Origin of the sequence: Sodalis sp. dw_96 (genome assembly GCF_018449575.1) — a bacterium.
In the GTDB taxonomy this organism is placed as follows: Bacteria; Pseudomonadota; Gammaproteobacteria; order Enterobacterales; family Enterobacteriaceae; genus Acerihabitans.
In genome coordinates this window covers 99,245-115,191 of the sequence record NZ_JAAVUT010000012.1, presented here as the reverse complement: position 1 = coordinate 115,191, position 15,947 = coordinate 99,245, and the positions used below count along the sequence as shown (strand labels likewise).

Sequence of the window (15,947 nt, the reverse complement as noted above, 5' to 3'; positions counted from 1 at the left end):
ATATGAAAAGTTAATAAGTCGCAAAATAAGCGGGCATGGAGTAGTGAGTAACACGAAGTTCCGGCATAATTGGCTCGTTTTCAGCGAATTTTAATCATTTTATGAGAAATTAAGGTATCCCATGGCGGAATGGAAAGGCGAATATGTCAGCCCTTATGCTGAACATGGTAAAAAAAGTGAGCAGGTCAAAAAGATCACGGTATCCATTCCGCTGAAGGTTCTAAAGATACTTACCGATGAAAGAACCCGGCGGCAAGTCAATAATTTACGTCACGCCACCAATAGTGAGCTGTTATGCGAAGCCTTTTTGCACGCTTTTACCGGTCAGCCGTTGCCCGATGATAACGATCTTCGCAAAGAGCGTAACGATGAAATACCGGAAGTAGCCAAGGAGATGATGCGCGAAATGGGAATCGATCCCGAGACGTGGGATTATTAACCTATTTAATGCCCTGATGAGTTGATATCAAGGCGAAGCGATTGAGTAACTGGCTAAAACGCCGTTCGATTTGCTGACGCAATATAGGTGACGGTTCCCCTCCCGCCTGGGTCTGTTCATGATATTGTCGCAACAGTTCTTCCAACGGCGGGGTCCGAAGTAATGGCTGCTGAATTTCGAATACTGCGGATTTAAGCGCCGACACCGTCATATAGCGTCCTTTGGACTGCTCCAGCACCTTAAGTCGTTGTCCCAGCTGTTCCAGCCGAGTTTGCGCCAAAAAAAAATTCGCCAAATCTTCTTCCGGCGTGGCATTGGCCAATCGTTGTCCATGCCAATCAGCGGACATAGCATTGATCCCCCCGCTATAGGGCCATAATTGACGGGCCTGCGCTAATAATCCGTCGCCATGATGGTGCGCCCATAAGGGAGATAACCCCGCCAGCTGTTCCAATCGTCCGCGAGTGGCCTGAATCAAAGCCGGTTTAATCTGCGCCCGCTTCGCCGGCGAATACTGTTGCTCAAGGGCATTAACCCGGCGAGGCGATAATGCGGTCGGCAAGGGTTGGGTTGTTGCCAGCAGGATTTGATCAAAAGATTCGCCAGCGGACCGTTGGACCAGCATAAATCCCCCGAAGGCCAAGGCAGTGAGGGAGATCCCAGCCACAAAACCTTGCCAGGCCTTCCAGCGCGGCGGCGGGGCTTCAGCGACCTGAATCCGCGGATGCCCCTGATTTTTGATATCGGCAATATAGATCAGGGGTTCAGTATCTACCCCGGCCATAGGCGACAAGGCCGGAAGTTGCTTTGACCCGTCGGGCAGGGGCGGGAGAGCCTCCCTTATGGGGTCATCACCAGTATTCTCCAGACGTAGCGCGGTATTATTGAGGGTCTGTCGCAAGGTATCCAATTTGCACAGATGATTGAGTTCGAGGGTGCGCAACGCGTCGCAGATCGTCTCCATCCCCCGCCCGGCACGGTATAATAGGGCCAAATCGCCATAGTCCACTTGGAACGTTCGCCAGACCTGCTGCAACCGCTCGCTGAGTCCTGCCAGCAGCGCCACCCGCGCATGGGTCGGCCTGGGCCAAAAAACCGCCCACTGATGGGTGACCAATGCCGCTATCAGTTCGACACCCTCGCACAAACCCGCCAGCCCCGCCAGCCGGATACGCGCCAGCGTGAAATCCACCGCGGTTTGCAATTCAACGCCGTTACGGCGAAACAACCCCAGGCAAAGTTGTTCTATGCGCGGCCAGTCCACATCCGGGCGGGCGGGATGATGTAATTTACTCAATTCATCGCGCAACGCGGTAAATTCGGCAAAACCACGGGGATCGCCGCCGGTGCTAACCCTATGGCCGGTTGTCATAGCCGACATACGCCTCCCTCTTTATATGATTTTACGTGCTTAAATGACGTTGTTGCCTAAGATGGCGCAAAAGAATTTTACCTTCAGGGGTAAAGGTGGTGCCGAAGGTGAACGGCCCGGTGCCTTTCAGTTCCGCCTCCATGGAATATTCCAACTGCCCCGAAAGACGTTGCGGCAACAGGGTAATGGCAACGCCTTCCAGGCGCGGCTCGTACTTCATCAGTACCAGGGTCATGGTGGTCATCAAGCTATGCGCCGAACCGGGCATGCCTTGCAGGATTTGACTCATATCCGGCAGACCGTAATCCGGCAAATGACTGAGAGTACCTGCCCGACAATTAAGGATGCGCTGCAGATTATCCAGAACGGAGAGAATGACCTGGTCGTTGTCACTCACTTGATACAACTCCATGTCGCCGCCGAAGTTTTGCGTAATCATTTCATAGAGTGAAAGATTTTGATGTTGCATTTTCACTCCTTCGGCGGTTTCAGAACGAGGGCATTCTCTGCCAGTTCAATCACGCGCGGGTTATCAGGATCCAACTGCTCACGGGAGATAACGATTCGCCAGGTGTTTTTTACCGTATCCGGCGACCGGAATAACCCGACCACCGCCACACACGTCGCCTCTCTTTCCATCGGCATATCCAGCCGCGCTCCCTCCCCCGGCTTTACCACCACTTCAAGCCAGGATAACAGGTCGTCCTGCAGCACGGATTCGCCATGGGTCAACAGGCTCTGGTAAGTCGCTTTCGCCACCGCTTTACCGTCGCGAAGCTGATACACCCGCACCATGGCCGGCACCGACAGGGTGGCCATGTCCGTTTCATCGGTGTTCAGTGCCGTCCGGGCGCTAAAATCCAGATACAGGGTCTTAATTTGTTTATAGAAAATGGCTTTAGTAGCCGACGCCGTGCCGTCCACCACGCTTTGCGTCAGGCCGCAGCCACTCAGCGGAGAAATGATTAAAGCCAATATCAGCGGCGATCTAAAAGCGATAACGGACATTCTGACACTCCATTGCGACTGTATTCTGTTGTAACCCTTGATAACGCCCCAGACCTATGGTGATGGCGGCAGGCATAGCCGGCGTCAGCGGCGCGTCGGCCCTCAGCCCCAGCACACCCGTTAGACCCAGCTGCACCTGCTTTTCACCCAATACCGGCGCCGGTAAACAGATTATGGGCAACGTCAGCTGTAGGCGGACCGAACAACGCCAGCCCAGATACACCCTGATTAATACCAAAAGATCGGTATGCAAAGGCCCGCCCGGTAGCCAACCTTGCGCCTCCTTGGGATCTTCCGTTGTTAACGTCAGCAACAGCTGACTGTTGACGTCAGCGCCCACGCCTCCCAGCATTGCCCTTTGGGATAAATTTACCGGCCGGTTTTTAGCCAGACCCGCCGGGGGCGTCATGACAATCTTTTGCGGGCAGTGGGGCGTCACCGTAGCAACCGTGTCAGGTGCAAGCAAAGCCACCAGCGCGACCACCCCTTCCGCCGTACGGGTCGGCAGACGCATCACGTCAAGCAACGCCAGAAAACGCGACATCGGTGTGGCGATATGCCCAGCCGTCCCCTGGATTCCCAGGCCAACCAGCCCCAGCAGACATTGGGAAATGGCATCCGTACCGCCGGCGGTAAACGTGGCCGGATAGGAGTACTTCCGCCAGATACGGTAGAACTGAGTAAAAATACGATGGTTGAAGATATCGAGGAACGCTTCAAGCGCCTGATGCCCTTCCCGCTGCTGGCTGATATCATCCAGATACGGTGTCGGCAACGGCGAGTTCACGCCGTATAATCCGAGAAAAGTGGTTCTTACCGTGGCCGGTCGCTCAGGGTATTCTCCCTCGTCTTCAATGGCTTTAAGTTCGCTGACGGGAAAGCCCATGCCGGGATGCGGCCGAAAACGTACCGGATCGTTTGCCGGATTGGCGGTACTCCCTAATGGTTGGCTTTCCGGCACCGCCAGCTCCAGCAGTTGACAAAAACGGTATACGTCGACCATCGGCATCCGATCGGCCATCGCTTCCATCAGGCGGGTTGCCCTCAGCCGGGTATATGCTGACGGTGTTTCTCTTTCCATCTCAGACATTTTCCTAAGGGTTGCAGGTGCAGCGTAAGCTGGGTAAACAGATGGATATCGGCGTACAGCGCAAAGAAACGACTGAGCATCTCGCCGAACAGGCTGATATCTCCTTCGCCGGCAAAACCATTGCTATCGAGAGTGATTTCGATGTCGACGCCGCGCAGCAGGAAACCTTTTTCAAATCGTTGTATCAAATGGTGTTTCACATCAACTATGGCGGCCAGGCGACGGCGGTTAAGCTCATTTTCCGTCCAGTCATACAGCGCCAGCGTGCCGCGAAGCACCTCTGCGTTGTCCATCATCGACAGGAAATTCGACCCCAGATGACTCAAAACCCGCCATTGGAAACGATCCCGGTTCGGAGGATAGCTAGGCTGTGTGGGTGCGCACAGATTGCGAACGGCGAGGCCTATTTGAGTAGACTGCACCACCGTATCCAGCAGGGTGCTTTGCAACGCTTTGCGGGGCAATTGTCCGTTGGTACCGGTCAACGTCAGGGACAGGCTTTCATTTGCACTGAGTTTGTCACTGTCGAAAGCCTCGCCGCCCAATATCAGCCAGGTATCATGCAGACCACTGGCGCCGCGTTTGACGCGAGAATGGAAATAGCGCTCCGGCGCCTCTGCGCGCAGCATACCCCCCTTATGGCGAAAGCTGCTGAACGGCACATACTGTTGATGTCCTGTGTGCTTGGAAGAAATCACGCTGTCCACCGAATAGATTTCGGTATGGCCGTCCTGTATGCGCATGGGCCGCAACAGGTAATCGGTAGCCAACGGGGAGAGCGTCAACGGATCGGCCTCGAGAGGAAACAGGTTGATCACCGGCACGCAGTGCAGGCGGATACTCGCGCTATTAATCTGTAAATCATGAAGCCACGGCTCGCTAAGCACTACGTCCAGTTCAAACCAGGGCATTCCCGGCGAAAACAGCGCTTGCTCCAGCCCATTCAAGGCTACGAACATGAATTTTTCTCGGAAAGTGAAGTACTCAAGCAACAACTGATAGCCGCTGAAGGCACTGTCTCCTTTCGGCCACAGCCGGTCCCGATCACCAAACCCCAGGGGTGAAAAAAAACCATCCAGCGGCAGGCGATCCGGGTTGCCTGGCAGTCGCAGGTACATTGCCTGGGTTTTCAGCGTCAGCGCCTGGTGCAGCGCGCAGGCCACCGCACTCTCGGCATTGAGATATAACGGCAGGCGGCGCAGGTCAGTCTGAATCCAGTCTGCCAGTTCGCCGCAGCCGAATCGCAGCCGGATGACCGAGCGACCGTCCGGTTCGGTAACAATGCGGGCTGATTCCACGCACAGCGGGGTTAACGTCATGTCCTGGGTGGTAGTATAGCGGCAGCGCGTCCGCTGCGGTCCCACCGGCCCGGACATCACCTCGAACCCACGGCCGACGGTCTCGCTGTGCTTCATCAGGCGTCGGTCGGGCGTCAATTCAACAATCGATAGCGACGGAATGGTACGCAGGTAATGCGGCCACAGCAGACTCACCAAACCTTCGGTCAGTTCCGGCAGGTCATCATCAAGCTTTTCACGCAGCCGGCCCATCAGGAAGGCAAAACCTTCAAACAGGCGCTCTACATAGGGATCACGCGTATCCACCTTATCCAGGTTAAGCATCGCCGCCCGGTCAGGGTGCGCTTCGGCAAATTCCTTGCCCGCTTCATGCAGGTAGCGCATTTCGGCGTCATAATAACGCAGGGTTAAGTCATCCATGGGGAAAAATTCTCATTAGAAAGGTCACCATCAACAAAGGATGGCGGCCCGCACCGGATCGATGGACACCAGACCAGACAGAAGGGCATCCATACGCAGCGCCAGCGCCGTCTTGTCGGCATCATTGCGCTGAGCTTTGAGTCTTAGTAGCTTCAGTAATCGCGCCTTGACCTCAAAACTCAGTCCCGGCTCCCAATCAGCTAAGGGCAAACCGCCGGGAGTCCTGTCGAGCTCATCCAGCAGGTGCAAAGCCAGGTCATTTTTGCCGTACTGCTCGGTTACCCTCGCCATCAATAAGCGCAATAACCAGCGCTGTCGGACCGTCTGAATACCGGGTCGGGCCGCCAGCCAAGCCAATGCGGCGTCCACTCCGTCGCTGTCGGCCTGTGCCAGGGCCTCGCTTTCCAGAGCAAGAATGTCATTTTCGTCTTCCGAGGCTGTCACTGACGGTACGGAGGTCCAAAGCTCAGGATTACCGCTAACCTGCTGGGCTATCCAGCCACGCGTCACATCGTCGGCAAATGGCGTGCCGTCGTTCCAGCTCAGATTTTCCAATCCGGGCAGACGCGTCAGCAACATCCCCAGGTCTTGCTTGACGATATCCGCCCAACCGGCGAACGGCTGTCCTTGCTTGCTTAATGCCTGGCAGGCATACCACTGCAAATCCAACCAGAAGTGGTTAACACCTTCTGCATACATTCGCTCAACCTGATCCAGCAGTTCGCTCCAGCTCTGTTGAAGATAGAGCCGTTTGAGCTGGGCGCGGTAGTCACCGCGCGGGGCGGCCAGACGGGTATTGCCCGCCGCCTCCTGCCGAGGTAACAGATGCACCGTATCCCAGCGCAGGCACTTCATCAAACGGTGGCTTGCCAGCCAGCCCTGCGGCTGTTCGCGTAGGTAGCATGAAAGTGCTTTGCCCTGCTCCAACAAATCGCGGCCCGACTGGATTTGCCCCAAGCCCTGACCCTCCCGGGCGGAAGGTGACAATAGTCTCGCGCCATCCGCGGCGCTGTGTTGCGGCACTACCGCCTCAAGCCCGCCCGATTGGGCCAGACGCAATTCCAGTGCGTCGTACAACGCATCCCATGCAGGCCGGTCAAGCTCGGGCCATGAGCCGAAAGTTTGCTCCAGCAGCGCCGATGCCGCCACGATGCGTACCAGTTCTGTCTTCACCACTTCCGGATAGCGTGCAAGACTGTCCAAGATTTTGCTACCCGCCAGCCATTCCAGCGCCACTCGGCGACTGTTGGGACGTGTCGGCAGCAACCGTTCGCCAAAACGTTCAACCAACCCGGCCAGCAGCGTCAAGCCATCAGCCAGACCGGCCTCACCGTCACGATGCAGGCGCGCCCACAGATAATAGGTGGCAACGCGGGCATCCTTGCAGGTGGTCGTCAACAATGTCTCGGCCAACCGGCAGATGAGGCCGGTATCCGCCCCGGTGGTTTTATTGACCTCTTCGCGCATGCGCTGGAAATCATCGGCATAAGCCGGGTCATCTCCTACCGGGTTATCCGTAGAGACAGGCAACAACCACTTTTCCCACAGGTTAATTTGCCCGCGGGCCAATTCAGACGCATCCCGTTCCGCCAGACAGGTGCTGATTAATGTTTGCAACATCACTCATTCTCCCTCAAAGCGAAGGCATCCAATGATGTTGCGTTGCCCCCGGCGTCCACATCAAATATTCGCGTCGGCATCGAAAAGCCCCTCAGCTTCAGCATCGCCAGCGGCCCTTCGGCCAGCTCGCTGCGCAAATTCCAGGTTAGCGGTAAGGCATCCGGGGCGGTCAAGACCAGACGGTAGAGGGTTTCGCCGTCATCCAGCGTCGTGACCTTGGCTTGCTCCAGCAGGCGGATAAGTCCCCAGTTGCCCTGTTCATCAGCAAACAGACGCGGGCCGGCATTCACACTGATCCAGCTCAGCATCACGCCGGGTTTGTCCGACGTACCGGGCCATTGAAAATTCTGCCAGCTTTCCTGCTGGTTAAAGTATCTAAGCTTCTGCCCGTCAAGATTGAAGGTGGTCTCCACCACATGGCGCACCGGCTTCGCCATCAAATCGAAATGCATGCCCATACCGCCGTCGCTGTATAAAATGTCGGCGAGCTGACTGAGTTGATTCATCGCCTGAAGGAAGGAAGGGTTAAACCTCAGTCCCTGGCTGTTCACCTTGTCCGGCACCCAGCGGTTGCCCTCTTTGTGCAGCACACCTCCTAACTGACGTGTCAGGAACTGTTCGATACGTCCGGATTCAGCGCGAACAAACTGCCCCAGCATCGGCAAAGATGCGTCGCCGCGCGTGTCCGCAAACGGGTAGCGCCCGGTGAAAGCCTGATTCCAGTTATCCACTATCGACTTTCGCCATTGAACGTTCAGACTGGCGGCGGAAGGCTGCAGTACCCTTTGCCACGCCTGGGTCAGCGGCTGGACGAACATCGCCCGGCCAAAACCGCTCCACTCTTCCCCCAGGCTGGCGGCGAGCAGGCTGCCGTATTCCTGGGTGTCGGTCAGATCAATGCTTTTGCCTTGAAACACCGTCTGTGCCAGTAGCTGGGTCATTTCCTGCGGGTCATTGGCGTTCGCCACCTGCTGCAGCTTGAGGCGCACCCTGGTGATACGGGTGAGAAAAGTTTGCAGGCTGAGCGAGCTGTCGCCGGTCATCACACCCGCCTGATTTCCCTTCCCCATCATTGCCAACAGCGGGCCGAAGGTGCTGTCCAGCGGACCCGTTGACCCCGCGGGGCGCTGGTCAATGACGGGCAGGGTGTCTTTATGCATCAGACTTTGCATGGACTTCACCAGCGAATCGGACAATGCCTCCCCCCGTTGACCGGTCTGTCCCTGGAAGCTGAGGGTGTTCATCAGCGCAATCAGCGGGGACTGACGCACATCGGCCATCAAGGTGAACTGATCGGCCACATCCGATAGATTTTTAGCGTGGTTCCATCGCAGACTATTGAGAAAATTAAGCCAGGCACCGCTGAAATCAGTAAAGTAACGTTCGATTAGGCGAGCTTTAAGCGCTTCCGGTGACACCTCGGCCGCAACCGGCTGTTTACTGTCGCTGAGCACCCAGTCAATTTCCTCACGACGTGAAGCAACGGCCTCATCTACGGCATTTTGTACCTGCTCCTCCCAGGCTTGACGGGTAAATATCCCCGGCACCACTTCGGTGGAGCTGAACAATCCATGGGCATCCGTATCCCCCACCATGTTCATCAGACCCAGGTCCGCGTAACTGTTCGCCGCCGACCGCAACACTTTCTGATAAAGCGCCGCCTCGGCGTTGCGCTGCCCTATTTGCGCCAACAACAGCCGACGTACCCGCGCCACCAATTCCATATCGGGTGCGATACGCCACTCCGTATGTCCAGCCAGATTCCCGGTATAAAAACCCCATAGCCCCGGCGCAAGACTTTGCCACAACCCAAGATCGACCCCGGCGCGGGCTGGTTCATTTTCACTGAGAACACGGGTCAAAAAGGCCGCATCGGCTTTTTCCGGATAAGACAGCATCAGGTAAGCTTTGAGCTGGTCGTAGCCGATATGTGTTAGCTTGGTACGTTGTGGGCTGTCCGGCGGCAAGGCAACCAGCGCACTGAGCTGTCTGTGCAGCTGCTTTGCGGCGACGTCACGGACAAGGCGATTATTAATGGCGCCGTAGTGCGGCCATAAGGCGGCCAGCAGCATATCGTTTTGATTTAATCCAAAACGTTGATACCAGGGCGCGCCGTGCGCGGAAAGGTACTTCAACCGCCCCAGTTCACTGCCAAGCTGACGAAGCGCCTTCAATTGTTCGCTTTGCGGAGCGTTTACCTTCAATGCCGTCAGTTGCTGCCGAACCGTGGCCATCTGACCGCGGTTGGAGAAATAAGAGAGCACGCTGCCGCACCCCCACAGCAGGGCCAACCCCAGCACCGCGCAAGAAGCGCTTTGCTCCCATGGGAAACCGACGCGGCGACCGCGGGCCATTCTATCGTTCAAGATGCCTTGCCATGCCGGGTCCGGCAACCAACAGTGTTCCGCCCCGGCCTCTTGTTCATTGACCGGCAGGCTGAACATCAGGCCGCGCAGCGACAGAATGGCAGAAAAGTCTCGCCACAACGGAGTCAGTACTTGCTGCCAGTGTGTTATACCGCACTGCTCCAAGTACTGTGACAGGCGCAGCAGGAAATCATGCCCGTTGGCGGCCAGCACCTGGTTCATGCCCTGGCGGCGCAGCGGCGCAACCAGATCTTGCAAACGGGCGGATAAGCATTCAGGGGCACAGGCTGGCGGCAACAGGCATCCCACCGGGGCACTCTGGCGATCCTCCTGCGGCCAGGCACTGGCGCACATCTGCCACAAATATAGGGGTGCCTGCCAACCTAACCGCTGTCCCTGCCGCTGGAGCTGACGAAGGCCTTTATCCATGTGCGCCGGCTGCACGCTTTGGGACTCGGTTAGCGCCCAGACAACGCCATCCAGCGGACGACGCCGACGCAGTGCACGAAGCCGGGCAAGCAAGCCTTCATCCAGATCGGCCTGCACGCTGCCGCCCCACAGCAATAGGGTACGATTGCCTTCCATCCAGTGACGGGATGTGAGACCGGGTGTGATGGCCTCGACTTGTTCAGGCTCGCCGATAACCAGCATGATACGAATCTTGTGACGCCAAAAAGGGCCATGGCGCAGGAGGAGGTATTCAATTGCAGGACGAAGAGCATTTTCTTGGGCTTTTAATTGAGCAAGCCGCTTTTCTTGATTGGGAAATGCTCCCGCTTTTTCTGCAGCATGTTGCTGCTTCTTAATTAAGTACAGAGGGGCCATGATTGACAGTAAGCGGGCTAGAAGCATTAGGGCCAGAACAATCAGCCACAGGGCTAACTTACGTGCTCGGCCGACTATCCCTAGACTATCGCCGAAGTGCTCAATGAGTAACCAAACTCCAGCAGCTACAGCAACAAAAAAAAGACTATAACCTAAAAATTTCCATGGGTTAGCCAGCATCCTTACACTCCGTCCCTGAAGAATGAATCGTATTAGCGACCCACTGTTCTTCCCATCTTCCGACCACTATCTGATTCTCATTCCGATAATAAGCAATATCAGCTGCTATACCTAACGCGATCCACCCCCCTAATGGCCCTGTTTTTCCAACAAACCTTTCAAAATCTTTAATAACTTCCGGCATAAAGTCTGCTTTATATTTTTTATGCTCGTTAAGCATCGAGATTTTTACTTCATTACTTTTACTGCCTGTTAGCCAAGTTTGATTAGCCATTCTGGACTCAGTTTGTAGAGCAAGCATAACTGCATATTTTTCTGGGAAGTCATCGCTGTTAGCGTCCATAGTGCGATATACCCGCGCCTTACCTGACAATTGATGATGATCCGACCAATCGTCAGAAACGAGAATAAATATTGCCGCCAACTCTGAGTAATTTTTAGTTGCGGGAAACTGAAGCACAAGCAATATATTTACAATTTCATCAGTAGACTTTATCCAGTCATTCAGGATTGTTTGGGAAAGCGTCCTGAAAATATTAATGGAGAGTATATCCAATTCATCACCCCTTATGTCAATCCAGTTAGAATGGATGGCGTCAAGCAGCTCAGCATCATATTTTTTCTCAGAAGAAACGACAGTAATGTTAAAATTGAGTGAATGAGGTAAATTTTTTAATGCATATGAGACTGAAAAAAACAATAAAGAGATTATTTTTCGCATCGTTAAATCCGAAAATTGTGTAAACTTTATGACTTGACCATATCGAAGTTCCAATGAATTTTCAGAATTGACAATACAAGATGTGGTCAATTCTTCAGGTAGATATACTGTGCTGTCAATGACCATTAGATATCGGTTTGCCCAGCTTTGTCGAGATGCTAATGCATGATTATTTATTACTTTAGTCAGATTATATTGGCCAATCTGTTTATCATATAACAGTAGTTTTAAACCAAACGCCCCCGCCCATATTAATACCAACAGACCGAACGCATACAACCAAAAAATAGGACCGCTTTGTTCAGTCCATCCCTTTGGCGAGAAAAAGTGTCCCGCCAGACAAATCATAGTTATTATGCCTAATAATCCTCCCCAAAGCCATATCACTGGTGAAGCAGGAATCTTTGAATCGGTTAAGGCAAGATTGTTCCATGCCATCTTATCATCCTATATTAACGCTGGGCTTACTTGCGATTACCGCATATCCACAGACACAATGAAACTATACACGACGATGCACAATCCATCTGAGAACCACTCGGAGGAGATTATGGCGATAGGATTACTGCCATGACCCTTCCTTAATTAACTGATGGTATTTCGTGTAAAAGCAACTTTTCTTTCATTAGCCTGAAATGGGGGACGTCAGATTCAAAAAGAGATATATACAAATGCATGATAAATTTATGACCGAATACCAACGGTCAGGTTTATATATGACTAAGCACATAAAACTTGGCTACAGATTATTATTCTATTTTTATGATATAATTTTTTATAAAATATCCAGCCCATGTATACATATTTTGTGGTGTAAGCACGATAACCACTACTTTCACATTTCCACGTTTGCGTGGCATACCTTTAACCAAAACATAGTCATGATATTCACACCTCTCGAATTTATCCGTATTAAAGAAATTTTGAAAATCTGGTTCAGAATATAAACCTAAATCGAGGGGAGTTATCTTTACACCTGTGTTTTTCTATAATAAAAACAAGAACTCACCACTATTACGAAAGTTTGCTCATACTATACCGAAGTAATATTGATTAAGTTTTGCACTACGCAAGTAAATTTCCGCTGGTTTAAAATCTATCTTGCTCGAAGAGCAAGCCGCCACAAAAAATCAGCGATACGGCAATAAAGTGGTGTTTCATAATCAAGATATTAGTATAAAAACCAATTCTCCTAAAGTTTTTACACAAAAATCCCTTATCGTAAATTGATTTTTCAACCCCACGCCAGTACCTTATGACAGCCGACCTTTTCAAACCATGCATCAGCTTTCCCCATAAGGTAATCCCGGCCACATAATCATCGATATTATCGTGACGCTTAATGCGTTTCCCGAGTCCCATAGCACAGCCAGCATCATCCAGTCCAGCCTGGAAACTCGTGAAGAACCTCTGCTATCGTAAAAAGAACCTTGAGGATGCTGACAGCCCTCACTGCGTGCCAGATTGCGCAGAACCCGCGCCGGTAATGGTGTACTGTGAGGCAGACCCAAATACATAGTGGTCTGAGCAATCGCAGGCCACCCGGTCGCCGGTGGCGGCATAAGGCTGCGTCTCACCCCAGCCAACCGCTGAGGCAATTATTGGATAGTCTCCGTTGCACTTACTGCATGTAGCCTTATCACCGCTCTGCGCAATGGGTTTATCTCCCTCATACCCTGTGGCGGTTGCGGATACCACTTCCCCGAAACTGGTTTTATCACCCAGGCATACCAATGCTCTTGCCATAATCCTTTAAGAACTCCATTGTTATTTAACTGCGTCCATTATTTAACCGTGTTTATCAACAAGACACATTCCCTAAATTTGAAAAATCGATATGGCTGTCAGGATAACATAAAAGCACATCCTAATTTTAAGAATCAGGATAAGGAAGGAAAAGTAATCCGCTATAAATGATCTAATGGCAAAGAAATATGTAGGACTGTCAGGGACAAATATAAGCGAAATTGTCGCCCTTAACAAAAAGCATTCTGCTGGCCTTTGACGTAATAGGCAAATTAATTATGATCCGCGTTATGATTGACGACCTAACCATTGACATCTAAATTCTTTAAGGAATGGTTGCATTAGCATTTTTTATTTTTATTATTTACTGACGAACCCCGGCACAAAAAAGTTTGTATTTAAGGTTTATATATTGATCGACGTAATAAAGTTCATCTAAGACTAAAATAGTATAGCAGCATCTTAACCCAGGAGTATATATTATGCTAAAACGACAATCATGTTTCTGAAGTTATAACTTACCATTCCCCATAAGGAAACTGTTTATCTTTTATAAATTCCTTAATTCTCTCCGATACACCATGCCCAGTAACTTCCGGGCACCATTTCATTTCATTTCCAGAAACGCTGCTCCCTTCAGCAATAACAACCCTCTTCCCATCAGGACCCGGATTTCTAAGCCAAGCCCTTATTGCACCCCCGGGAGCCAGGCCGAAATAAACCACATCCCGATAATCACCTATTATGCGACCCGTATGCAAAGGATAAAAAATTTCTTCCTGCATCAGATCAACCCCCTCTTTCGGAATGAAAATGGTGCTTTCATAGGTTTTTTGCTCAACCACCGAGAACCAGCATATGCTGAAAATCCAGGGCAGACCCGGTACAGCGTCATTGGTACTTAAACTCGCAAAAGCATTATCGCCCCACTTACCCTGACTGGCGGGGTTAAGACCGCCGACACCCTTTAAAATCAACCTGGATTCATATAATTCGCCCTTGGTATTCATCATTCTTGCCATAAAAGGTTTAGCAGGTAGCTTATAGGGGTCCACAATAGAATAATACCATTCCCCTGGCCATCCTGAAGGCGTAGATATGGGTGTAGTAGATGTTTTATTATTAACCTTACAGGAAACAAGTAATAGCATACTGAACATTATTAATGGATAAGTCATATTTGTTTCCCTTGTAGGTCATAGACTGTTCTTTTGCCATTTGAAGTAGGGCGGTTAGGAAAAAAAATATTAGCGTAAATAGCATCATCATCCAGGATGTCTTGCTGAGTTTTGCTATTTTTCTTGATGGCTTTCCAATTCGCAGAGCAATGTATAAATGTCTCAGCTAGTTGAGCTATTTCTTTTGCGGTAAAGGGGATAATTTCTCCACCGTTACGTGTTGCCTTGCCCTGTGCACGCGCTTTATACATTAAAGGGTGAAGCTCCGGCGGCACCGGATAGTCAATATCTATTTCCGATTTGTCAAATTCACACCCCGCCTCTTCGGCGGCATCGAGCATCACCCGCATTATGGCTAAAGACCACCCATTAGACACATTACGTTGCATGCGTATTGCCGCACCAACATACTTCAATCTACCGGATTGTTTTTCAGTGGGTACTGGCGCCTCCCAAAGTTGAATCCAGGTGTCCGCTTTTTGTAACATCGGTCCCCATATTGGGTCCGCAAGACGCGTCTGTCTTTCTTGATCTGCCTGTTTATAAGCGCTTGTAGCCATATTTTCCATGGATTTTGGTACAGTATTGTATACCGGACGGTTGATAAAATAGTCTTCTGTTTCTATTGGATGATAACCGCCGCCAATATCACTGTGCGCACCTGGTAGAGAGAGTTCCGGATAACCCGGTTTCACGCTGTTTAAGGAAAAGTTGTATCTAAACTCATGCTCAGCGGTAATATGAAAAACTCTTTTCGCTAAGCCTACCGGAAGATAAATATTGACATCACCGGTATCCGCGCTGCTCGGGTCAGGTGTGGCGACAGCGGCAACGGTATCAAATAACCCTAGAAAACGTATAAAGAGATTGGCATGATTTGTCCAAACAATATCAGCGCTTTGAAAAATATTCGTTAATGTGGAAAACAATCCGTCATCATGTTTCATAATTCTGTTGGAAAAGTGACGTGCGGCGGCAGCTCCCCGACTAAAACCAAAAATATCAAATTGCAGACTTTCGATTTCTATACCGCGAAAACGTTTTATCGAGTTTAATAAGGTCTTATTTATGATCTCAATCGCCCGGTCTGTTTTCGCGATAATACCGGTACCGTACTTGCCGGTAGCCAGCCCCACGCTGGAGTCAGCTTCTCCATTGACAGTGCCTATGCCTTCCACATAATACCTAAATTGTATATTATCTTCTGGCGTTGAAAATTGCGGGTTACCATCATCCCGGTATAAATTGTATAAACATTGAACATTGGTATAAGAACCATCATAACTGGTTCGCGCTATATCTCCCTGCAGACCAAAACGGTCTACCTCGCAGGCATTCAGTATGCCTTTAACTTGGCTATTATTATATCCTTCCGACTCAGCCAAACAGCTTTTTAGGCGCAGACCTGAGTTAAATGCATTATTACCGGTACCGTCAAAAAATACTCCTAACGTCAAGGTTATTTTTCTTACTGGTTTTACCGCGCATGCCACCGGGATACCTTTTGCAAAAGGCGCAGTGATGCCCGAACCTTTATCTATTGCCTCTATGTTGTTTTCTTGCTTATTGGCTTGATGATTATCTGTCATATCGTCACTATGAATGTCGAATATTTCCCCAACGGCAAAAAACGGACGAGGCCTTATTATTGCCATTATGCTGCATCAATTCTTGATAAATGGTT

The 15,947-nt window shown here is 51.2% G+C and carries 13 protein-coding genes; 1 reads left to right on the top strand and 12 read right to left on the bottom strand.

Annotated features, from left to right (window positions below):
* The first annotated feature begins 121 nt into the window (after positions 1 to 121).
* Positions 122 to 439: a met regulon transcriptional regulator MetJ gene (gene metJ, locus HB631_RS17860; RefSeq protein WP_132924380.1), complete on the top strand. Its 318-nt coding sequence runs from the start codon at positions 122 to 124 to the stop codon at positions 437 to 439.
* A 1-nt stretch (position 440) separates the two neighbouring features.
* Here metJ and HB631_RS17855 read toward each other — a convergent pair whose 3' ends face one another.
* From HB631_RS17855 to HB631_RS17800, 12 genes are all read right to left on the bottom strand, one after another.
* Complete coding sequence (locus HB631_RS17855; protein WP_213992549.1) at positions 441 to 1,811, bottom strand: VasL domain-containing protein; 1,371 nt, start codon at positions 1,809 to 1,811, stop codon at positions 441 to 443.
* 31 nt (positions 1,812 to 1,842) lie between these two features.
* Complete coding sequence (tssE, locus tag HB631_RS17850) at positions 1,843 to 2,280, bottom strand: type VI secretion system baseplate subunit TssE (protein ID WP_213992528.1); 438 nt, start codon at positions 2,278 to 2,280, stop codon at positions 1,843 to 1,845.
* Positions 2,281 to 2,282: 2 nt separating this feature from the next.
* On the bottom strand, positions 2,283 to 2,819 hold the full coding sequence (tssJ, locus tag HB631_RS17845; RefSeq protein ID WP_213992527.1) for a type VI secretion system lipoprotein TssJ: 537 nt from the start codon (positions 2,817 to 2,819) through the stop codon (positions 2,283 to 2,285).
* Positions 2,800 to 3,849, bottom strand: coding sequence for a type VI secretion system baseplate subunit TssG (tssG, locus tag HB631_RS17840; protein WP_255557094.1), 1,050 nt, complete (start codon positions 3,847 to 3,849; stop codon positions 2,800 to 2,802). Before tssG ends, tssJ begins: the two co-directional genes overlap by 20 nt.
* A gap of 14 nt (positions 3,850 to 3,863) precedes the next feature.
* Entirely contained in the window at positions 3,864 to 5,627 is a 1,764-nt protein-coding gene (tssF, locus tag HB631_RS17835) for a type VI secretion system baseplate subunit TssF (RefSeq protein WP_213992525.1), read from the bottom strand.
* A gap of 30 nt (positions 5,628 to 5,657) precedes the next feature.
* Positions 5,658 to 7,247, bottom strand: coding sequence for a type VI secretion system protein TssA (tssA, locus tag HB631_RS17830; protein WP_213992524.1), 1,590 nt, complete (start codon positions 7,245 to 7,247; stop codon positions 5,658 to 5,660).
* Positions 7,247 to 10,264 carry an ImcF-related family protein gene (locus tag HB631_RS17825; protein WP_255557089.1) on the bottom strand — a complete coding sequence of 1,006 codons (3,018 nt, stop codon included), beginning with the start codon at positions 10,262 to 10,264 and terminating at the stop codon, positions 7,247 to 7,249. Before HB631_RS17825 ends, tssA begins: the two co-directional genes overlap by 1 nt.
* A gap of 343 nt (positions 10,265 to 10,607) precedes the next feature.
* On the bottom strand, positions 10,608 to 11,777 hold the full coding sequence (locus tag HB631_RS17820; protein ID WP_213992522.1) for a hypothetical protein: 1,170 nt from the start codon (positions 11,775 to 11,777) through the stop codon (positions 10,608 to 10,610).
* 651 nt (positions 11,778 to 12,428) lie between these two features.
* On the bottom strand, positions 12,429 to 12,701 hold the full coding sequence (locus HB631_RS17815) for a hypothetical protein (RefSeq protein WP_213992521.1): 273 nt from the start codon (positions 12,699 to 12,701) through the stop codon (positions 12,429 to 12,431).
* 87 nt (positions 12,702 to 12,788) lie between these two features.
* Entirely contained in the window at positions 12,789 to 13,085 is a 297-nt protein-coding gene (locus tag HB631_RS17810; RefSeq protein ID WP_213992520.1) for a PAAR domain-containing protein, read from the bottom strand.
* Positions 13,086 to 13,603: 518 nt separating this feature from the next.
* Positions 13,604 to 14,263 (bottom strand): DUF2931 family protein, encoded by a 660-nt coding sequence (locus HB631_RS17805; RefSeq protein WP_213992519.1) that lies wholly within the window; start codon positions 14,261 to 14,263, stop codon positions 13,604 to 13,606.
* Positions 14,260 to 15,918 carry a DUF2235 domain-containing protein gene (locus HB631_RS17800; protein ID WP_213992518.1) on the bottom strand — a complete coding sequence of 553 codons (1,659 nt, stop codon included), beginning with the start codon at positions 15,916 to 15,918 and terminating at the stop codon, positions 14,260 to 14,262. Before HB631_RS17800 ends, HB631_RS17805 begins: the two co-directional genes overlap by 4 nt.
* Positions 15,919 to 15,947 lie beyond the last annotated feature (29 nt).

What these genes read in the sequence shown, in the direction of transcription:
- HB631_RS17815 (WP_213992521.1), bottom strand. Translation starts at nt 12,701, where the DNA reads ATGGGACTCGGGAAACGCATTAAGCGTCACGATAATATCGATGATTAT.
- HB631_RS17805 (WP_213992519.1), bottom strand. Translation starts at nt 14,263, where the DNA reads ATGACTTATCCATTAATAATGTTCAGTATGCTATTACTTGTTTCCTGT.
- HB631_RS17800 (WP_213992518.1), bottom strand. Translation starts at nt 15,918, where the DNA reads ATGGCAATAATAAGGCCTCGTCCGTTTTTTGCCGTTGGGGAAATATTC.
- tssA (WP_213992524.1), bottom strand. Translation starts at nt 7,247, where the DNA reads ATGTTGCAAACATTAATCAGCACCTGTCTGGCGGAACGGGATGCGTCT.
- tssE (WP_213992528.1), bottom strand. Translation starts at nt 2,280, where the DNA reads ATGCAACATCAAAATCTTTCACTCTATGAAATGATTACGCAAAACTTC.
- tssG (WP_255557094.1), bottom strand. Translation starts at nt 3,849, where the DNA reads ATGGAAGCGATGGCCGATCGGATGCCGATGGTCGACGTATACCGTTTT.
- tssJ (WP_213992527.1), bottom strand. Translation starts at nt 2,819, where the DNA reads ATGTCCGTTATCGCTTTTAGATCGCCGCTGATATTGGCTTTAATCATT.
- HB631_RS17855 (WP_213992549.1), bottom strand. Translation starts at nt 1,811, where the DNA reads ATGACAACCGGCCATAGGGTTAGCACCGGCGGCGATCCCCGTGGTTTT.
- metJ (WP_132924380.1), top strand. Translation starts at nt 122, where the DNA reads ATGGCGGAATGGAAAGGCGAATATGTCAGCCCTTATGCTGAACATGGT.
- HB631_RS17820 (WP_213992522.1), bottom strand. Translation starts at nt 11,777, where the DNA reads ATGGCATGGAACAATCTTGCCTTAACCGATTCAAAGATTCCTGCTTCA.
- HB631_RS17810 (WP_213992520.1), bottom strand. Translation starts at nt 13,085, where the DNA reads ATGGCAAGAGCATTGGTATGCCTGGGTGATAAAACCAGTTTCGGGGAA.
- HB631_RS17825 (WP_255557089.1), bottom strand. Translation starts at nt 10,264, where the DNA reads ATGCTGGTTATCGGCGAGCCTGAACAAGTCGAGGCCATCACACCCGGT.
- tssF (WP_213992525.1), bottom strand. Translation starts at nt 5,627, where the DNA reads ATGGATGACTTAACCCTGCGTTATTATGACGCCGAAATGCGCTACCTG.